The organism is Actinomadura soli (assembly GCF_005889715.1).
Taxonomy (GTDB): domain Bacteria; phylum Actinomycetota; class Actinomycetes; order Streptosporangiales; family Streptosporangiaceae; genus Spirillospora; species Spirillospora soli.
In genome coordinates, this window is record NZ_VCKW01000008.1 from 24,734 (window position 1) to 40,902 (window position 16,169).

Annotated in this window: 7 protein-coding genes; all 7 read left to right on the plus strand. The window is 74.0% G+C overall.

The annotated features are described in order from the left end of the window. Window positions 1–2: 2 nt before the first annotated feature. From ETD83_RS02955 to ETD83_RS02985, 7 genes are read left to right on the plus strand one after another with little or no spacing between them, the layout of a single operon-like run. On the plus strand, window positions 3–1,010 hold the full coding sequence (locus ETD83_RS02955) for an ABC transporter substrate-binding protein (RefSeq protein WP_138643470.1): 1,008 nt from the start codon (window positions 3–5) through the stop codon (window positions 1,008–1,010). Beyond that, complete coding sequence (locus tag ETD83_RS02960; RefSeq protein WP_138643471.1) at window positions 1,007–2,029, plus strand: FecCD family ABC transporter permease; 1,023 nt, start codon at window positions 1,007–1,009, stop codon at window positions 2,027–2,029. The genes ETD83_RS02955 and ETD83_RS02960 overlap by 4 nt, the downstream gene beginning before the upstream one ends. Beyond that, window positions 2,026–3,060 (plus strand): FecCD family ABC transporter permease, encoded by a 1,035-nt coding sequence (locus ETD83_RS02965; protein ID WP_138643472.1) that lies wholly within the window; start codon window positions 2,026–2,028, stop codon window positions 3,058–3,060. The genes ETD83_RS02960 and ETD83_RS02965 overlap by 4 nt, the downstream gene beginning before the upstream one ends. Next, window positions 3,057–3,851 (plus strand): ABC transporter ATP-binding protein, encoded by a 795-nt coding sequence (locus tag ETD83_RS02970; protein ID WP_138643473.1) that lies wholly within the window; start codon window positions 3,057–3,059, stop codon window positions 3,849–3,851. Before ETD83_RS02965 ends, ETD83_RS02970 begins: the two co-directional genes overlap by 4 nt. Beyond that, window positions 3,848–13,669, plus strand: a complete 9,822-nt coding sequence (locus ETD83_RS02975) for a non-ribosomal peptide synthetase (RefSeq protein ID WP_138643474.1) — start codon at window positions 3,848–3,850, stop codon at window positions 13,667–13,669. Before ETD83_RS02970 ends, ETD83_RS02975 begins: the two co-directional genes overlap by 4 nt. Then, a complete protein-coding gene (locus ETD83_RS02980) occupies window positions 13,666–15,078 on the plus strand; it encodes an MDR family MFS transporter (RefSeq protein ID WP_138643475.1) in 1,413 nt (470 codons plus the stop codon). The genes ETD83_RS02975 and ETD83_RS02980 overlap by 4 nt, the downstream gene beginning before the upstream one ends. Then, on the plus strand, window positions 15,071–16,120 hold the full coding sequence (locus ETD83_RS02985) for a 3-deoxy-7-phosphoheptulonate synthase (protein WP_138643476.1): 1,050 nt from the start codon (window positions 15,071–15,073) through the stop codon (window positions 16,118–16,120). Before ETD83_RS02980 ends, ETD83_RS02985 begins: the two co-directional genes overlap by 8 nt. Window positions 16,121–16,169: the final 49 nt, after the last annotated feature.

Below are 16,169 nucleotides of genomic sequence, written 5' to 3' on the forward strand. Positions count from 1 at the left end.
CCATGCCCGTCTCCACCCGGAGCCCCTCCGCCCGGTTCCGTATCGTGGGCGCCCTGGCGCTCGCGGCCGCGCTGGCCGCCGGTTGCGGCTCCAGTGACGCCGGCGCCGGCGGCGACGCCGGACCCACCAGGAAGTTCGTCGCGGACAACGGCACCATCACCATCCCGGCGAAGCCGAAACGGGTGGTGGCCACCGGTTACGCGGTGCCCGCGCTGCTCGACTCGGGCGCCCCGCTGGTGGGCATCTCCACCTGGCAACGCGGCCTGCCGATGATGGGCGCCGCGGAACGCGAGCGGTACGACGAGATCTCCAAGGTCGCCGGTGAGTCCGCCGCGGAGACCAACTACAATGCGATCGCGAAGGCGGACCCTGATCTGATCGTCATCGGGGTGCCGAAGCCGGCGCTCGCCGACATCAACATGAAGCGCCTGGAGTCCATCGCACCGGTGGTGACGCTCGGCCCGTCGGTGCCCAAGGCGTGGCGGGAACTGTCCCGCAGGCAGGCCGACGCGGCGGGCGCGCTCAAGGGCTTCGACGCCACCCGGACCGCGTACGAGCTGAAGGCCAAGCAGCTGGCCGAGAAGTACAAGTCCGTACTGCCCAAGCTGAAGCTCGGGCACGTCGGTGCCTACGGTGAGGTCGCCAAGGGCACCTTCCAGCGCGAGTTCCACGGTTCGTGGGGCACCAACGTGGCGCAGGACATGGGCGCCAACTACTACGGCGCGGTCAAGGTCGAGGGCAAGGGCTCCAGGTCCGTCAGCGAGTACCCGTCGATCGAGGAGCTGCCCGACGCTTTCGCGGAGGCCGACGCGATCACCTATTCGCTCAAGGCCGACGGCTCGGTGCCGCCCCCGGTGCAGTCCGTCCTGGACTCGCCGCTGTGGAAGAACCTGCCCGCGGTCAAGGCGGGCAAGGTCTTCCCGCTGCGATACACCGAAGCCGCGACCTACCGGGAGGCGGAGATGACGCTCGACGCGGCTGACAAGGCCTTCGCGCCCCTGCTGAAATGACCGCCACGGCTACTGCTGCCGACAGCACCGGTTCGACCTGGGGTGCGCGGCGGCCGCTTCTGCTGCTCGCCGGGCTCGTCGCGCTGGCCACGGTCATGGTGGCCAGCGTGGGAGTGGGCGCGCACTTCATCGGGCCGGCCACGGCACTGCACGCGCTGTCCGGGAGCGGGGACCCGAACGACGTCGCCCTGGTCCGCGACATCCGGCTGCCGAGAGGAGCGCTGGCCATCGGGGTCGGCGCCGCGCTCGCCGTGTCCGGGGTGCTGGTGCAGGTGCTGTCGCGCAACCCGCTCGGCGAACCAGGGGTGCTGGGCGTCACCTCGGGCGCCGGGTTCGCGATCAGCGTCGGGTCCGGCCTCGGGCTCACCGTGAACGCACTCGGCGAACTGCTGGCGGCCGTGGTCGGCGCGGTGGCGGCGGCTGCGCTGGTCGCCGCGGTGGGCCGGCGTTCACCGCTGCGAATGCTGCTGGCCGGAATGGCTCTCAGCTCCGTGCTGACCGGTCTCACGCTGGGCATGCGGCTGATCTCGCCGACCGTGTTCGACAAGTACCGGTTCTGGTCGATCGGTTCGCTGGCCGGCCGGGAGCAGGCACCGAACACGATGCCGCTGCTGGTGATCGCGGTCGCGGTGGCCGCGGCGCTGCTGCTGAGCCGCCAGCTGGCGGCCGTCGCACTGGGCGAGGCGGTGGCGCACACCCTCGGCGTGAACGTGACGCGGGTCCGGCTGGTCACGTTGGTGCTGATCACCGCCTTGGCGGGGGCGGCGACCGCGATCGCCGGTCCCATCCTGTTCGTCGGCCTGATCGTGCCGCACCTGGTGCGCCGGGCCGCGGACGGCTCAGTGCCGTGGCTGATCGGGTTCGCCGCCGTCCTCGGCCCGGTCCTGCTGCTGGCCGCCGACACCGCCGCCCGGGTGCTGCTGACCACCGGTGAGGTGCCGGTGGCCATCGTCACGGCCTTCCTCGGCGGACCCGCCCTGATCTGGGCGGTACGGCGGTATGGGGTGGCACAACCATGAGCGCGACCGGAACCGCCCTGGTGCTGCGCCGGGGCCGCTTCTCAGCCCTGGTGGAACGCCGGACGCTGGTGTTCACGGCCGTGATGCTGGTGCTGCTGCTCGCGCTCGGGCTCACCGCGCTGTGCTACGGCGACGGCTGGACCAGCCCCGCGCGGGTGTTCGCCGCGCTGAGCGGGCAGCGCGGCGGCCCGAACGTGATGATCCGCGAGTGGCAGCTGCCGAGGGTGCTGGCCGCCGTGGTGTTCGGCGCGGCGCTCGGCACCGCGGGCGCCGTCTTCCAGAACGTCACCCGCAACCCGCTGGGCAGCCCGGACGTGATCGGCCTCGACGCGGGCGCCTACACGGGCGCGCTGGTCGCCATCACCGTCCTGTCCGGCACGCCCGCCCGGCTGACCGCCGGTTCCGTGCTGGGCGGCCTCGTCGCCGCGGCCCTGGTGTACCTGCTCGCGATGCGCGGCGGGGTCTCCGGGCTGCGGCTGATCGTGATCGGCATCGCGGTCAACGCCATGCTCACCGCGGTCAACTCGTGGATCGTGCTGCGCGCCGAACTCGAGGTGGCGATCGCCGCCGTCGGCTGGAGCGCGGGCTCGCTCAACGGGCTCGGCTGGGAGCAGGTGCGCATCCCGTTCTGCGTCATCGCGGTGCTCCTCGCCGCGCTGGTGACCCGGGCACCGGCGCTGCATCAGGCGGCGCTGGGCACCGAGGTCGCGGTCGGAACGGGGGTGCGGACGGAGTCGCTGCAGGTGCAGCTGGTGGTGATCGGGGTCGGCTGCACGGCCACCGTGACCGCCGCCGCCGGGCCGATCGTGTTCGTCGCGCTGGCCGCGCCGCAGATCGGGCGGCGCCTCGCCCGCACCTCCGGCATCGGCCTGCTGCCGGCGGCGCTGACCGGCGCGGTGCTGCTGCAGTCGGCCGACCTGATCGCCCAGCTGCTGCTCTCGCCGGTATCACTGCCGGTCGGCGTCGTCACCACCGCCATCGGCGGTTGTTATCTGATCTGGCTTCTCAGCAAGGAGGTGCGGAGCGGATGACCAGCCGCCTCACCGCACGGGACCTGGCCCTCCGCTACGGCGACCGGGTGGTGTCCACCCGGCTCTCGGTCGACGTCCCGGACGGTGCGCTCACCGCGGTCGTCGGCCCGAACGCGTGCGGAAAGTCGACCATGCTGCGCGCACTCGTGCGGCTGCTGCGGCCCGTGGAGGGCACGGTGACCTTCGACGGCACCGACATCGGCACCATCGCGGCCAAGCGGTTCGCCCGGTCGGTGGCGTTCCTGCCGCAGGAGCCCTCGGCGCCCGACGACATCCGGGTGCGCCAGCTCGTCGCGCGGGGCCGGTTCCCGCACCAGTCGCTGTTCAGCGGGTGGTCCGAGGCGGACCAAGAGGCGGTGACCGGGGCGATGGCCGCGGCCGGGATCACCGACCTCGCCGAGCGCCTCGTGCAGGAGCTGTCCGGTGGGCAGCGGCAGCGCGTCTGGGTGGCCATGGCGCTCGCCCAGCGGACCCCGTACCTGCTGCTGGACGAACCGACCTCGTTCCTGGACATCACGCACCAGTACCAGCTGCTGGCGCTGCTGAGCCGGCTGCGCGACGAGGGCCGCACGGTGATCGCGGTGCTGCACGACGTCAACCAGGCGTGCCGGTTCGCCGACCACGTGATCGCCATGAGGAACGGCGCGGTGGTCGCCGAGGGCGCACCCGCCGACATCGTGGACGCCGCGCTGATCAAAGAGGTGTTCGACCTGCCGTGCCTGGTCGTGCCGGACCCGGTGACCGGCACGCCGATGGTCGTTCCCACCGTGGATCGAGGGAGCATCGCATGACCGACCTGCCCCTGACCGGCGCCCAGCTGGGCATCTGGCACGCTCAGCGGCTGGAACCGGACTCGCCGTACTACGTGGTCGGTGACGTGGTGGAGATCACCGGCCGCGAACCCGTCCACGTGGCCGCGCTGACCAAGGCGATCCGGGCGACCACCGAGGAGGCGGAAAGCCTGCGGCTGCGGGTCCGCGACACCCCGGACGGTCCGCGCCAGACGGTGTCCGCCGACGCGGTGCCCGCGCCCCGGGTGATGGACCTGCGCGCCGAGGCGGACCCACCCGCCGCGGCGCGGGCGCGCATCGACGAGTTGCGCTGGCAGGCGGCCGACGAGTGCCGGGGGATGGTGGACCGGCGGCTGTCCGGCCACACCGTGCTCCGCCTGTCCGACACAGAGGTCTGGTACGTCCAGCTCAGCCACCACCTGGTGATCGACGGCTACACCGCGGCCATGCTGAACCGCCGTATCGCCGCGCACTACACGGCCCTGGTACGCGGTGAACCGGTGCCGCCGTGCCCGTTCGCCGCGTTCGCCGACCTGGTCGCCGCGGACGCCGACTACCAGGTGAGCGACCAGCTCACCGAGGACCGGGCGTACTGGACGGACCGGTACACTCCGCTGCCCGACCTGGGCGACACCGGCCACGCCGCGGGCACACCGGAGCGGACCGTGGCGGCCAGCACGGTGCTGCCCGCGGAGCGGCTGGCCGAGTTGAAGACCTACGCCGAGCGGATCGGGTCGACCTGGGCTGAAGTGCTGATCGCGGGTTACACCGCGTTCCTGCACCGGGTGCTCGGCCACGACGACATGGTGCTCGCGATGCCGTTGACGTGCCGGTTCGGCAGGGCACTGCGCACCCCGGCCATGACAGTGAACGTGCTGCCGCTGCGGGTGCGAGTGCACAAGACCGACACGCTCCCGGAGCTGACCACGCGGGTGGCCGAGGCGTTGCGGGAAATGCGGGCGCACCAGCGCTACCGGGGCGAGAACCTGCCGCGGGACCTCGCCGTGCCGGGCGCCGGGGCGTTGCTGCACGGCCGGGGCATCAACCTGAAGGCGTTCGACCTCACGCTGGACTTCGCCGGAAGCTCCGGCGACATGCGCAACATCGCCGGTGGCCCGCCGGAGGACCTGGGGCTGAGCGTGCTCCCGACCGCGGGCGGAGGACTCTCCCTGGGGTTCGAGGTGGACGCCCGGACCCACGACCAGGCGGGGGTCGACGCGCGGCTCACCGGGTTGCTGACGCTGCTCGACGCGCTGACCGGGCCGGACGAGCCGACCGTCGGCACCGCGGACCTGGTGCCCGCCGACGCGCGGGCGGCGCTGCTCGGCAGCTGGACGACCCCGGCGGTCCCCGGGCGGCCGACTCCGGTCCCGGACCTGCTCGACGCCCTGCCCGGCGGACGGACGGTGCTGGTGCACGGGAAGCGGCGGGTCACCGCCGGGGAACTCGCCGACCGGGTGCATCGGCTGGCGCGGCGCCTGCGCGCGCGGGGCGTCAGCGCGAACGACGTGGTCGCGCTGGAGCTGCCGCGTTCGGTGGAGTTCGTGATAGCGCTGCTCGCGGTGCTCGACGCCGGGGCGGTGTTCCTGCCCTTGGACGTGGCCCAGCCGGCGCGGCGGACCCGAGAGCTGGTGGCCGAGTCCGGCGCCGCGCTCGTCCTGACCCCCGACGACCTCGCCGAGGACGGCCCCGGATCGGCTACGGAACCCGTCCCGGGCCAACGGCCGGGCGACGGCGGTTACCTGATCTTCACGTCCGGGTCGACCGGGCGGCCCAAAGGGGTGCTGGTCCCCGCGCACGCGCTCGCCGAACTGGTCCACCGGCAGCGGGCGACCACGATCGCCGGAGCCGAGCGCGCGGCCGGCCGGCGGCTGCGTGTCGCGCACACGTACTCGTTCGCCTTCGACTCCGCGCTCGACCAGCTCACATGGCTGCTGTGCGGGCACGAACTGCACCTTTACGACAGCGACACCGCACGTGACGCCGACGCCCTGCTGGCCGCGTTCGCGCGGGACCGCATCGACGTCGTGGACACCACACCGTCCATGGCCGCTCCGCTGGCGGACCGCGGCCTGCTCGACGGCGCACGGCGCCCGGTCCTGCTGGTCCTCGGCGGCGAGGCGACCCCGCCCGCGCTGTGGCGGCGGGTGCGCGACTCGGGGGTGCCCGCCGTCAACATGTACGGCCCCACAGAGGCCACGGTGGACGCCGCCAGCGCACCGGTCACGGGACCGGCGCCGGTGATCGGGACCGCAGTGCCAGGCACCCGTGCCTACGTGCTGGACGACGCGTTGCGCCCGGTCCCGCCGGGCGCGGCCGGGGAACTCTACCTGGCCGGACCGCACCTGGCGCTCGGCTACCTCGGCCGGACCGGCCTCACCGCGGAGCGGTTCGTCGCGGACCCGTTCGGCGCCCCCGGCGACCGCATGTACCGCACCGGTGACCTGGTCCGCTGGCAACGGGAACTGGAATACCTCGGCAGGCGCGACGACCAGGTGAAGGTGCGCGGCCACCGGATCGAGCTGGGCGAGGTGGAGGCAGCACTCGGCGCGGTCCCCGGTGCCCGCGCGGCCGCGGCGGCGGTGCGCGGCACCCGGTTGGTCGGTTACGTGGTCGGCGACGTCGACGGCGACGCGGCGAGGTCATGGCTCGCCGAGCGGTTGCCCGAGCACCTGGTGCCCTCGGCGGTGGCGGTCCTGGCGTCGCTGCCGGTCACCCCGAACGGCAAGCTGGACCGCGGGGCGTTGCCCGAGCCTTCCCGCACCGGCAGCGGCCGGTCACCGGCCACGGAGCCGGAGAGAGTGCTGTGCGCGGTGATCGGCGAGGTGCTGGACGTGCCCGAGGTCGGCGTGGACGACGACTTCTTCGTCCTCGGCGGCGACAGCATCACCGCGATCGGGGTGAGCGGCAGGCTGCGCGAACACGGCTTCGACCTGCGCCCGCGCGACCTGCTGGCCCGCCGCGACTTCGCGTCCCTCGCAGCTATGGTCCGGCCGCTGCGCGCCGGCCAGGGGACGGGCGAGCCCGACGAGCCGCTCGGCGACGTCCCGGCACCGCCGATCGTGCGGGTGCTGCTCGAAGGCAACCCGGACCGCGCGGCCATCGCCGGGTACGCGCAGTGGGCCGTGGTCGAGCCGGACCAGGACGTGCCGCTGGACCGGCTTCGCGCGGCCGTGCAGACCCTGCTCGACCACCATGACGCGCTTCGCCTGCGGATCGACCCACTGACCGTGCCGCCGCCCGGCTCCGTCGCCGCGGTCGTCACCGAGGCCGCCTCGGCCGACGAACCGGCGGACGTCGTGGCGCGCCGGCTGGCGGGCGAGCTCGACCCGGTCGCGGGCGACCTGGTCCGGGTGGCCGCGCTGCGCGGCCGATTGCTGGTCGTGGTACACCACCTGGCGATCGACGGCGTCTCATGGCGGGTGCTGCTGCCGGACCTTCGCGCGGCGTGCACAGGTGAGCCGCCGACCCGGGTCACCACCTCGTGGCGGGCCCACGCTCTACGGTTGGCCGAACAGGGCACAGCGGGCACCCGGCGCGGCGAGCTGCCGCACTGGCGGACCGCGCTGCGCCAGGCGCACCTCGGCGGGCGCGGGCTGGACCAGCGCCTCGACACCGTGGCCACGGCCATCGAGACCACCGACGTGGCCTCGGCCGATACGACCGCCGCCTTGCTCACCGCTTTGCCCGCCGCGTACCGCGCGGGGGTGGACGACGTACTGCTGGCCGTACTCGTGCTCGCGCTGCGGTTGTGGCGCGGGGGCGGCGTGGACGCCGAGACGGTCACGGTGGAACGGCACGGGCGCGAGGGCGAGCACGACGTCGCCCGCACGGTCGGCTGGTTCACCGCGGAGCACCCGGTTCGAGTGCCCGCCGACGCCGTCCGCGCCGACGCGGAACTGACCGACGCGCTGGCCGGTGGACCGGCCGCCGGACGGCTGCTGCGCGCGGCGATGACCGCCGGCGGCGCCGTGCCAGGCGACGGTCTCGGCTACGGCGTCCTGCGCCACCTCGACCCCGAGGTCCGGGGCGTGGAGCTGACCGGGCCGCCGCCGGACGTGCTGCTCAACTACCTGGGCCGGTTCGCGCCTGTACCCGGCTGGCGTCCGGCCGGCGAGAACCCGTTCTCGGTGTGCGAATCCGAGGCCAAAGCACTGGAGCAGGTGCTCGCGGTGAACTGCTTCGTCCGCGAAGGCGACCGCCCGCTGCTCGCGGTGGAGTGGACGGCGGCGGGCCGGGTGCTGCCCGCGACCGCGGTCGAGGCGCTGGTCGAGGCCTGGCGCACCGCGCTGGCCGCCTTCACCGAGCATGCCGCACGGGTCGAGCGGGACGGCCCCGCGGCCGAGGTGCTGCCCGCCACCGCGTTGCAGGCCGGGCTCGCGTTCCACACCGCGGTCCGCGACCACACCGACGCCGACGTCTACGTGGTCCAGGCGGTCAGCCACCTGCGCGGCGCCCTCGACCCGGATCGGATGCGGGCGGCCGCCACGCGGCTGCTGCACACCCATCCCGCGTTGCGGGCGTACCTGGAGACCACCGGGTCCGGCGCGGTGGTCCAGGTGGTACCCGCGCAGGTGAGGCTGGACTTCCAGGCCGTGACGGCGCGGCCGGAGGAGTTCGCCGAGCACTGCCGGGCCGAGCACCGGCGCCCGTTCGACCCGGGAACGCCGCCGCTGATCCGGTTCCTGCTGTGTGCACTCGGCCCGGACGAGCACCGGCTGGTGATCACCATCCACCACGCGCTGCTCGACGGCTGGTCGATGCCGCTGGTCGGCCGCACCCTCCTCGCCATCTACCACGAGCTGAGCGGCGGCCCTGCCGCCCCGGTGGCGCCGCCGCTGGCCGACTACCACCGGGTGCTGGCCACCCGCGACCACGAGGCGGGTCTCGCGGCCTGGCGGGACGCGCTGGCGGGGCTGGAGTCGGGCACCCACCTGGCCCCGGCCGCCGCGCAGTCCGCCGTGCGGCGACCGGAGCGGATCGTGGTCCCGCTCGGCGCCGAGTTCACCGCCCGGCTGCTCGCGTTCGCCCGCGACCGCGGGGTCACCCCGGCCGCGGTGTTCAACACCGTGTGGGGGCTGCTGCTCGGCAGGCTGACCGGTCGGCGGGACGTGGTGTTCGGCTGCCCGGTGTCCGGCCGCCCGGCCGACGTGCCCGAGGTGGCGCGGATGGTCGGCCAGCTCGGCAACACGGTCGTGGTGCGGGTGCGGGCGGCGCCGGGCGAGACCGCCGCCGCCGTGCTGGACCGGGTGCACGCGGAATCCACCGCGCTGACCGAACACCACCACGTCGGGCTTCCCGATGTACAGCGCGCGATCGGGCTCGGTGACCTGTTCGACACCATGCTGGTGATGGAGAACTTCCCGCTCTCCAGCCGCCACCGCGAGACCGTCGCACCGGGCATCGAGCAGACCGGTGTGGACATCGCCGACGCGACGCACTACCCGCTGACCGTGATGGTGCTGCCCGGCGAGGAGTTCACCATCGGGCTCGGCTACCAGCGGAACGCGTTCGACGAGGCGACGGTGCGCGGGTACGGCCGCTGGCTGCGGACGCTCCTGCACGAGCTGGTCGCCGATCCGGACCGCCCGGCGGCGGCGCTGCCGATGCTCGACGCCGGCGAACGCGCCGAGGTGCTGCGGTTCGGGGTCGGCCCGGAACCGAGCAGGCCGGCGGGCGGCGCGCTCGAGGAGTTCGGCACGTGGGTGCGCCGCACCCCCGACGCCGAAGCCGTGGTGTGCCGGGACCGCTCGCTCAGCTACGCCGAACTGGACCGCGCCGCCAACCGGCTGGCCAACGCGCTGCTTGCCGCCGGAGTGCGACCGCAGGACCCCGTCGCGGTACTGCTGGACCGCGACGTCGAGCTGGTCGTCGCGCTGTTCGGCGTCCTCAAGGCCGGGGCCGTGTACGTGCCGATGGACCCGGAGTACCCGGCGGACCGGCTGGCCTACATGATCGCCGACATCGCGCCGGCCGCCGCGGTGTCCGGGACGGACGTCGAGGGGCTGCCCACCGTCGATCCGGCCGACCTCACCGGTCCGTCCACGTGGGACGCGGACCCGGTCGCCGCGCACCGCGATACCACCGGCGACTCGCTGGCCTACGTGATCTACACCTCCGGCACCACCGGCAGGCCCAAGGGCGTCGCGGTACCGCACCGCGGCGTGCCCAGCCTGGTGGCGTTGCAGGAGGACGTGGTCGGCATCGGCTCCGGCGAGCGCTACCTGCACTTCGCCTCGACCAGTTTCGACGTGGCGTTCTGGCAGTTCATGCTCCCGTTGCTGTCCGGCGGAACCTCGGTGATCGCGCCCGCGGAGGTACGGGTGCCCGGCGGCGAGCTGCTCGACTACGTGCGCCGCCACCGGGTGACCGGGCTGAACCTGCTGCCGTCGTTCCTGGCGGCCATGCCCGACGACGCGACCATCGACGCGGACGTGTTCTTCGTCGTCGGCGCGGAACGCCTGGATCCGGCACTGGCCGCCCGCTGGGGTGCCCGCCGCGCACTGTTCAACGCGTACGGCCCCACCGAGGTCACCATCAACTCGGTCACCTGGCGCTACGCGCCGGACGACCCCGGGCCGCTGCCGATCGGGCGGCCCGATCCGATGGTGCGCGCCTACGTGCTGGACGGCGGCCTGCAACCGGCCGGGGTCGGCGTGACCGGCGAGCTGTACCTCGCGGGACCCAAGCTGGCGCGCGGTTACATCGGCCGCCCCGGGACCACCGCCGAGCGGTTCGTCGCCGACCCGTTCGGCCCCCCAGGGGAACGCATGTACCGCACCGGCGACCTGGCCCGCTGGCGACCCGATGGGAACCTGGTGTTCCTCGGCCGCACGGACCACCAGGTCAAGCTGCGCGGGTTCCGCATCGAGCTGCCCGAGATCGAGACGGTGCTCGGGCGGCACCCGTCGGTGCGGGCCTGCGCGGTCGTGGTGCGCGCGGACCGGCTGGTCGCCTACGTGATCCCGGCGGACGGCGCCGAACCCGACCCGGTGGCGCTGCGCACGCACCTGGCCGCGACGCTGCCCGATCACATGGTGCCGGCCGCCTACGTGCCGCTGGACCGGCTGCCGCTCGGCCCGAGCGGCAAGCTGGACGCCGCGGCGCTGCCCGACCCCGCGCCGCACACCCGCGCACCGGCCAGGGAACCGGCGACCGGGACCGAGGCCGCGGTGCTGCGGGTGTTGCGCACCGTGCTCGGCACCGATGACCTCGGCCCGGACGACGGGTTCCTGGAGCACGGCGGGGACAGCATCGCATCCCTCCGGGTGGCGTCGATGATCCGGCGCACCGGCTTCACCGTCACCGTCCGCGACGTGGTCGAGGGTGCGACGGCCGCCGGGATCGCCGCCCGCGCGGACCGCGCGGACACCGCGGAAGAACCCGCCGCGCCGGCGGTCGGCGACGCGCCGCTGACCCCGGTCATGCGGGACCTGCTGCGCATGGCGGGGGCCACCGCCGCCCAGTTCTGCCAGTGGGTGCAGGTGTCGGTACCGCCGGGCGGCGACGAAGCTCGCTGGCGCGCCGCGCTGGACGCGGTGCTGGCCCGCCACGACGTACTGAGGGCGTACCTGGCCGACGATGTGTTGCGCATCCCCGAGCCCGGCACGGTCACCGGCGCCGACGTACTGACCGTGGTGCGCACCGACGATCCGGCGGCGGCGGTCGGCGACCGGCTGGCCACCGCGCGGGCGGCGATCGACCCGTACACCAGTCCCCTGCTGCGCGCGGTCGTGTTCGATGCGGGCCCGGACCGGCCGGCCACGTTGCTGCTGGTCGCGCACCACCTCGTGGTGGACGCGGTGTCGTGGCGGATCCTGCTCGACGATCTGCGCCAGGCGTACGAGACCGGGCGGCGACTGGTCCCGCACGGGCAGTCGTTCCTCAGCTGGGCGCACGCGTTGCGGGCCGCCGACCATGCCGGCGAACTGCCGCACTGGCGGCGGGTCGCACAGGCACCCGTCACGCCGCTGTCGGCGGTTCCCGCCGACCCTGGGCGCGACACCGCGGCCACTGCCCGCCATCACACACTGGCCATGGACCCGGCCACCAGCCACGTTCTGCTGACCACGCTGCCCGCCGCCTACCGCACGACGCCGGACACCGTGCTGCTCACCGCGCTGGCCCGCGCGGTGGCCGCTTGGCGCGGCGGCGAGCCGGACCTGCTGGTGGCGCTGGAAGGCCACGGCCGCCCGGCGGAGGCCGACCTCGCGCAGACGGTCGGCTGGTTCACCGCGGTCTATCCGGCCCGGATCACCGCGGCCGGGAAGTCGGCGGCCGACGCGCTGCGCCGGGTCCGCGACCATCTGCGGGCCGCGGGCGACGGCCTCGGTGTGCCCGACGGCTTGGTCCGCCGCCCCGAGATCAGGTGGAACTACCTCGGCCGGTCCGGCCCTTCCACCGGCGGGCCGTGGCAAAGCCCGCCGCACGCGGGGCCACCGGGGTCGGCGACCGGCGGTGCCGACGGCATGCCGCTGCCGTACCGGTTGATGGTCAGTGCGATGGTCGACGACCGGCTTCGGATCCGATTCACCTGGCCCGCCGCGGTTTTCACCGACACCGAGATCGCCGAACTGGGCGACCACCTGCGCGCGGAGATGGACTCCGCGGTCCGGGAGCTGCCCGAGGCCCGGGAGATCGTGCCGCTGACCCCATCGCAGGAGCTGATCCTGGGCCCGGCCCGCGGCGCGGCCGACCCGTACCCGGTGCGGGTGGCGTTCACCGTGGCCGGACCGCTGGACGTGCCCGCGCTGCGGGCCGCCGCGGGCGCGCTGCTGCGCAGGCACCCCAACCTGGGCGCGGTGTTCCCCGCCGAGCACGACTTCCAGGTCATTCCGGCCGACCCGCGCCCGGACATCCGCGCCGAGTTCACCGCGGACAGGTTCGATCTGTCGACGGGCCCGCTGTGGCGGCTCACGGTGGTGCCCGAAGGACCGGAGCAGCACCAGGTGGTGCTGACCGTCCACCGCCTGCTCTGTGACGTCTGGTCCGCGCCGCGTGTCGCCACCGAGTTGTTCGCGCTGTACGCCGGCAGGCCACTACCCGAGCCAGTGCCGTTCACCCGCTACTCGCAGTGGCTCGCCACCCGCGACCACGGGCGCGACCTGCGGGCATGGCGGGCCGAGCTGGCCGCCCTGCCAGACGGCGGGCACTTCCAGGTCACCGGGGTGGACCCGGCCGAGCCGGTGCTGTTCGACCTCGACGCCGCCGCCGTGGCCCGGCTGACCGAGACCGCCGCCCGCGACGGCGTCACCGCGGACACCGCTCTGCAGGGCGCTTGGGCCGCCGTGCTGGCCGACCGGTCCGGGCGCGAGGACGTCCGGTTCGGCGTCATGGTGTCCGGGCGCGGCGCCGACCTGCCCGGGGTCGAGGAGATCATCGGTCCGCTGGCCAACACGGTCCCGGTGCGCGTCCGGCTGACCGGAACGGTCGCCGCCATGCTCGCCGATCTGCAGGCCCGCCGGCAGGCCATGCTTGAGCACCAGCACATCGGACTCACCGAACTGGCGGAACTGACCGGGATCGCCCCGGTGGTGGACAGCCTGGTGGTGTTCGAGAACTGCCCGCCGGCCCCCCAATGGCCACGCGAACCCGCGCCCGGGCTCACCATCACGGACGTCACGGTGCGCGAGCACACCCACCACCCGGTGACCGTCACCATAGTGCCCCGTGGGGACGGCGGGTGGTCCGGTGTGCTCGGCCACCAGCGCGGCGTGCTGACCCGCGCGCAAGCACGGGAGGTCGCCGACCGGCTCGTGGCGGTGCTGCGCACCCTGCCTGACCGGTTCAACGACGACGCTAAGGAACTTCTCCGATGAGCGAGATCGACGCGAAGCTGTGGCGGATCGCGTTCGTGCTGGTGCTCGGCACCGTGATGGCCACCCTGGACAGCACGATCGTGTCGGTCGCGGTCTCCGCGTTCGCCGACCGGTTCAGCGCGCCGGTCGCCGACGTCCAATGGGTGACCACCGCCTACCTGCTGGCCGTGGTCACCGCGATACCCGCGTCCGGCTGGCTGGCCGACCGGTTCGGCGGACGCCGCACCTGGCTCGTCGCGGTCGCCGCGTTCCTGGTGGCGTCGCTGCTGTGCGGGCTGGCGTGGTCGCTGCCCAGCCTGGTCGTCTTCCGCGTCCTGCAAGGGCTCGCGGGCGGCTTGCTGCCGCCGACCGGGCAGGCGCTGCTGGCCGGCGTCGCCGGCCGCGAGCGGATCGGCCGGGTGATCGCGGTGGTCGGGGTGCTGCCGCTGCTGTCCCCGGTGCTGGGGCCGCTGGTCGGCGGCGCGGTGCTGCAGGCGGCGGGGTGGCGCTGGTTGTTCCTGATCAACATCCCGATCGGGGTGATCGCGCTCGCGCTCGCGACCCGGCTGGTGCCCGCCGTGCCGCCGACGGCGACCGGTGCCCGGTTCGACTGGCGGGGCGCCGCACTGCTGTCCCCCGGCCTTGCCGTGCTGGTGTTCGGATTGACCAGGGTCGCGCACGAAAGCCCGGCGTGGCAGGTGGTCGCGGCGCTGGTGGTCGGCATGGCGATGCTCGCCGGATTCACTCTGCACGGCGTCCGGGCCAAGGGCACCCCCCTGGTGGACCCGCTCCTGTTCATCCGGCCGCCGTTCGGCGTCGCGGCACTGGCGCTGCTGGCGTTGGGCGCTTCGGTGTTCGGCACGATGTTCCTGCTTCCGCTGTATTTACAGGGACCCGGCGAACTGTCGGCCTGGCAGACCGGAGTACTACTCGCCCCGCAGGGGGTCGGGGCGGCCGCCGGGACCGTGCTGGTGACCCGGTTCGTGGACACGACGGCTCCGCGCACGCTGGTCCTCGGCGGGATGGCGCTGGTCGCGGCTGGCACGGTCGCGTTCACCCAGCTCGGGCACGGGGTGCCGGACGTGGTGGTCACCGGTTCCCTCTTCCTGCGCGGGGTGGGCGCGGCCATGATCAGCACCCCGATCATGACGATCGTCTACCGCCGGGTGAGCCGGCCGCGGCTGCCGCGGGCGGCGGTCGCGCTGAACCTGCTCAGCACGCTCGGCGGCTCGATCGGCACGGCAGTGCTCGCCGTCGTCCTGCAAGCGAGGATCACGGCCCGCGCGGACCAGGCGGCGGCGTACGGCGACGCCTTCTGCTGGGTGCTGGCTCTCGTCGCTCTCGCCGCCATCGCCGCGTCCGCGTTGCCGCGCCAGGTGAGCGCCGGTGACGCGGATCACGAACAGAAGAGGACCACCACGGATGCTTGACCACGACCCGTTCCCCACGCCTGCCGACCTCACCGCCGACACACCACTCGACCCCGCGCTGCGGACGGCGGTGTCCGCGCACCGCGAGACCATCGCCGACGTGCTCGACCGGCGCGACCCGCGCCTACTGGTGATCGTCGGGCCTTGTTCGGTGCATGACCCGGTGGCCGCACTGGACTACGCGCGCCGACTCGCCGACGCCGCCACACGGTTCGCCGACGACCTCGTCGTGGTCCTGCGCGCGTATCTGGAGAAACCGCGCACCGTCGCGGGCTGGGTGGGGCTGCTGCGCGATCCCACGATGGACGGCGCGGGCGACATCGCCGGCGGCATCCGGGCAGGACGCGCCTTCCTGGTCAACGCCGCCCGCACGGGCCTGCCGCTCGCCTATGAGTTCGTCGACCCGGTTCTCGCGCCGCATGTGGCGGACACAGTCAGCTGGGCCGCGATCGGCGCGCGCACGGTGACCAGCCCGCCGCACCGCCAACTCGCGTCGTGGCTGCCGATGCCGGTGGGGATGAAGAACACCCTGGGCGGCCGGATCGACCTGGCGATCGACGCCATCCGCGCCGCCGGGCTGCCGCACGTGTTCCCGGGCATCGGCACGGACGGCCGGGTCACCGCGCTGCGCAGCGACGGGAACCCGGCCGTGCACCTGGTGCTGCGCGGTGGCACGGTGCCCAACCATGACGCCGCGTCGGTCGCCGCAGCGGTCAGCGCGCTCGCCGAGGCCGGGCTGCACAGCCGGATCGTGGTGGACTGCTCGCACGGTAACAGCGGCAAAGACCACAACCGCCAGCCGGTGGTGCTCGCCGATCTCGCCGACCGGATCGGGCTCGGCGACCAGGCGCTCGCCGGGGTGATGCTGGAGTCCTACCTCGCCGACGGCAGGCAGTGCCCAGACGCGCGACCGCTGCGCCCCGACCTGAGCATCACCGACGCGTGCCTCGGCTGGGCCCGGACCGCGCCGCTGCTGGAACAGCTGGCCGTCGCCGCGCGCCGGCGAAACGCCGTGGTGTCAAAGGAGCGGATCCGCAGGTGAGCCGGGAGCGCTTACAATCTTGGCCCGGTCGCTGCGAATCCCGGCAGAC

Bases quoted from the DNA above. Each gene is read 5' to 3' on its own strand.
- ETD83_RS02955 (WP_138643470.1), top strand. From the start codon at position 3: ATGCCCGTCTCCACCCGGAGCCCCTCCGCCCGGTTCCGTATCGTGGGC.
- ETD83_RS02985 (WP_138643476.1), top strand. From the start codon at position 15,071: ATGCTTGACCACGACCCGTTCCCCACGCCTGCCGACCTCACCGCCGAC.
- ETD83_RS02980 (WP_138643475.1), top strand. From the start codon at position 13,666: ATGAGCGAGATCGACGCGAAGCTGTGGCGGATCGCGTTCGTGCTGGTG.
- ETD83_RS02960 (WP_138643471.1), top strand. From the start codon at position 1,007: ATGACCGCCACGGCTACTGCTGCCGACAGCACCGGTTCGACCTGGGGT.
- ETD83_RS02965 (WP_138643472.1), top strand. From the start codon at position 2,026: ATGAGCGCGACCGGAACCGCCCTGGTGCTGCGCCGGGGCCGCTTCTCA.
- ETD83_RS02970 (WP_138643473.1), top strand. From the start codon at position 3,057: ATGACCAGCCGCCTCACCGCACGGGACCTGGCCCTCCGCTACGGCGAC.
- ETD83_RS02975 (WP_138643474.1), top strand. From the start codon at position 3,848: ATGACCGACCTGCCCCTGACCGGCGCCCAGCTGGGCATCTGGCACGCT.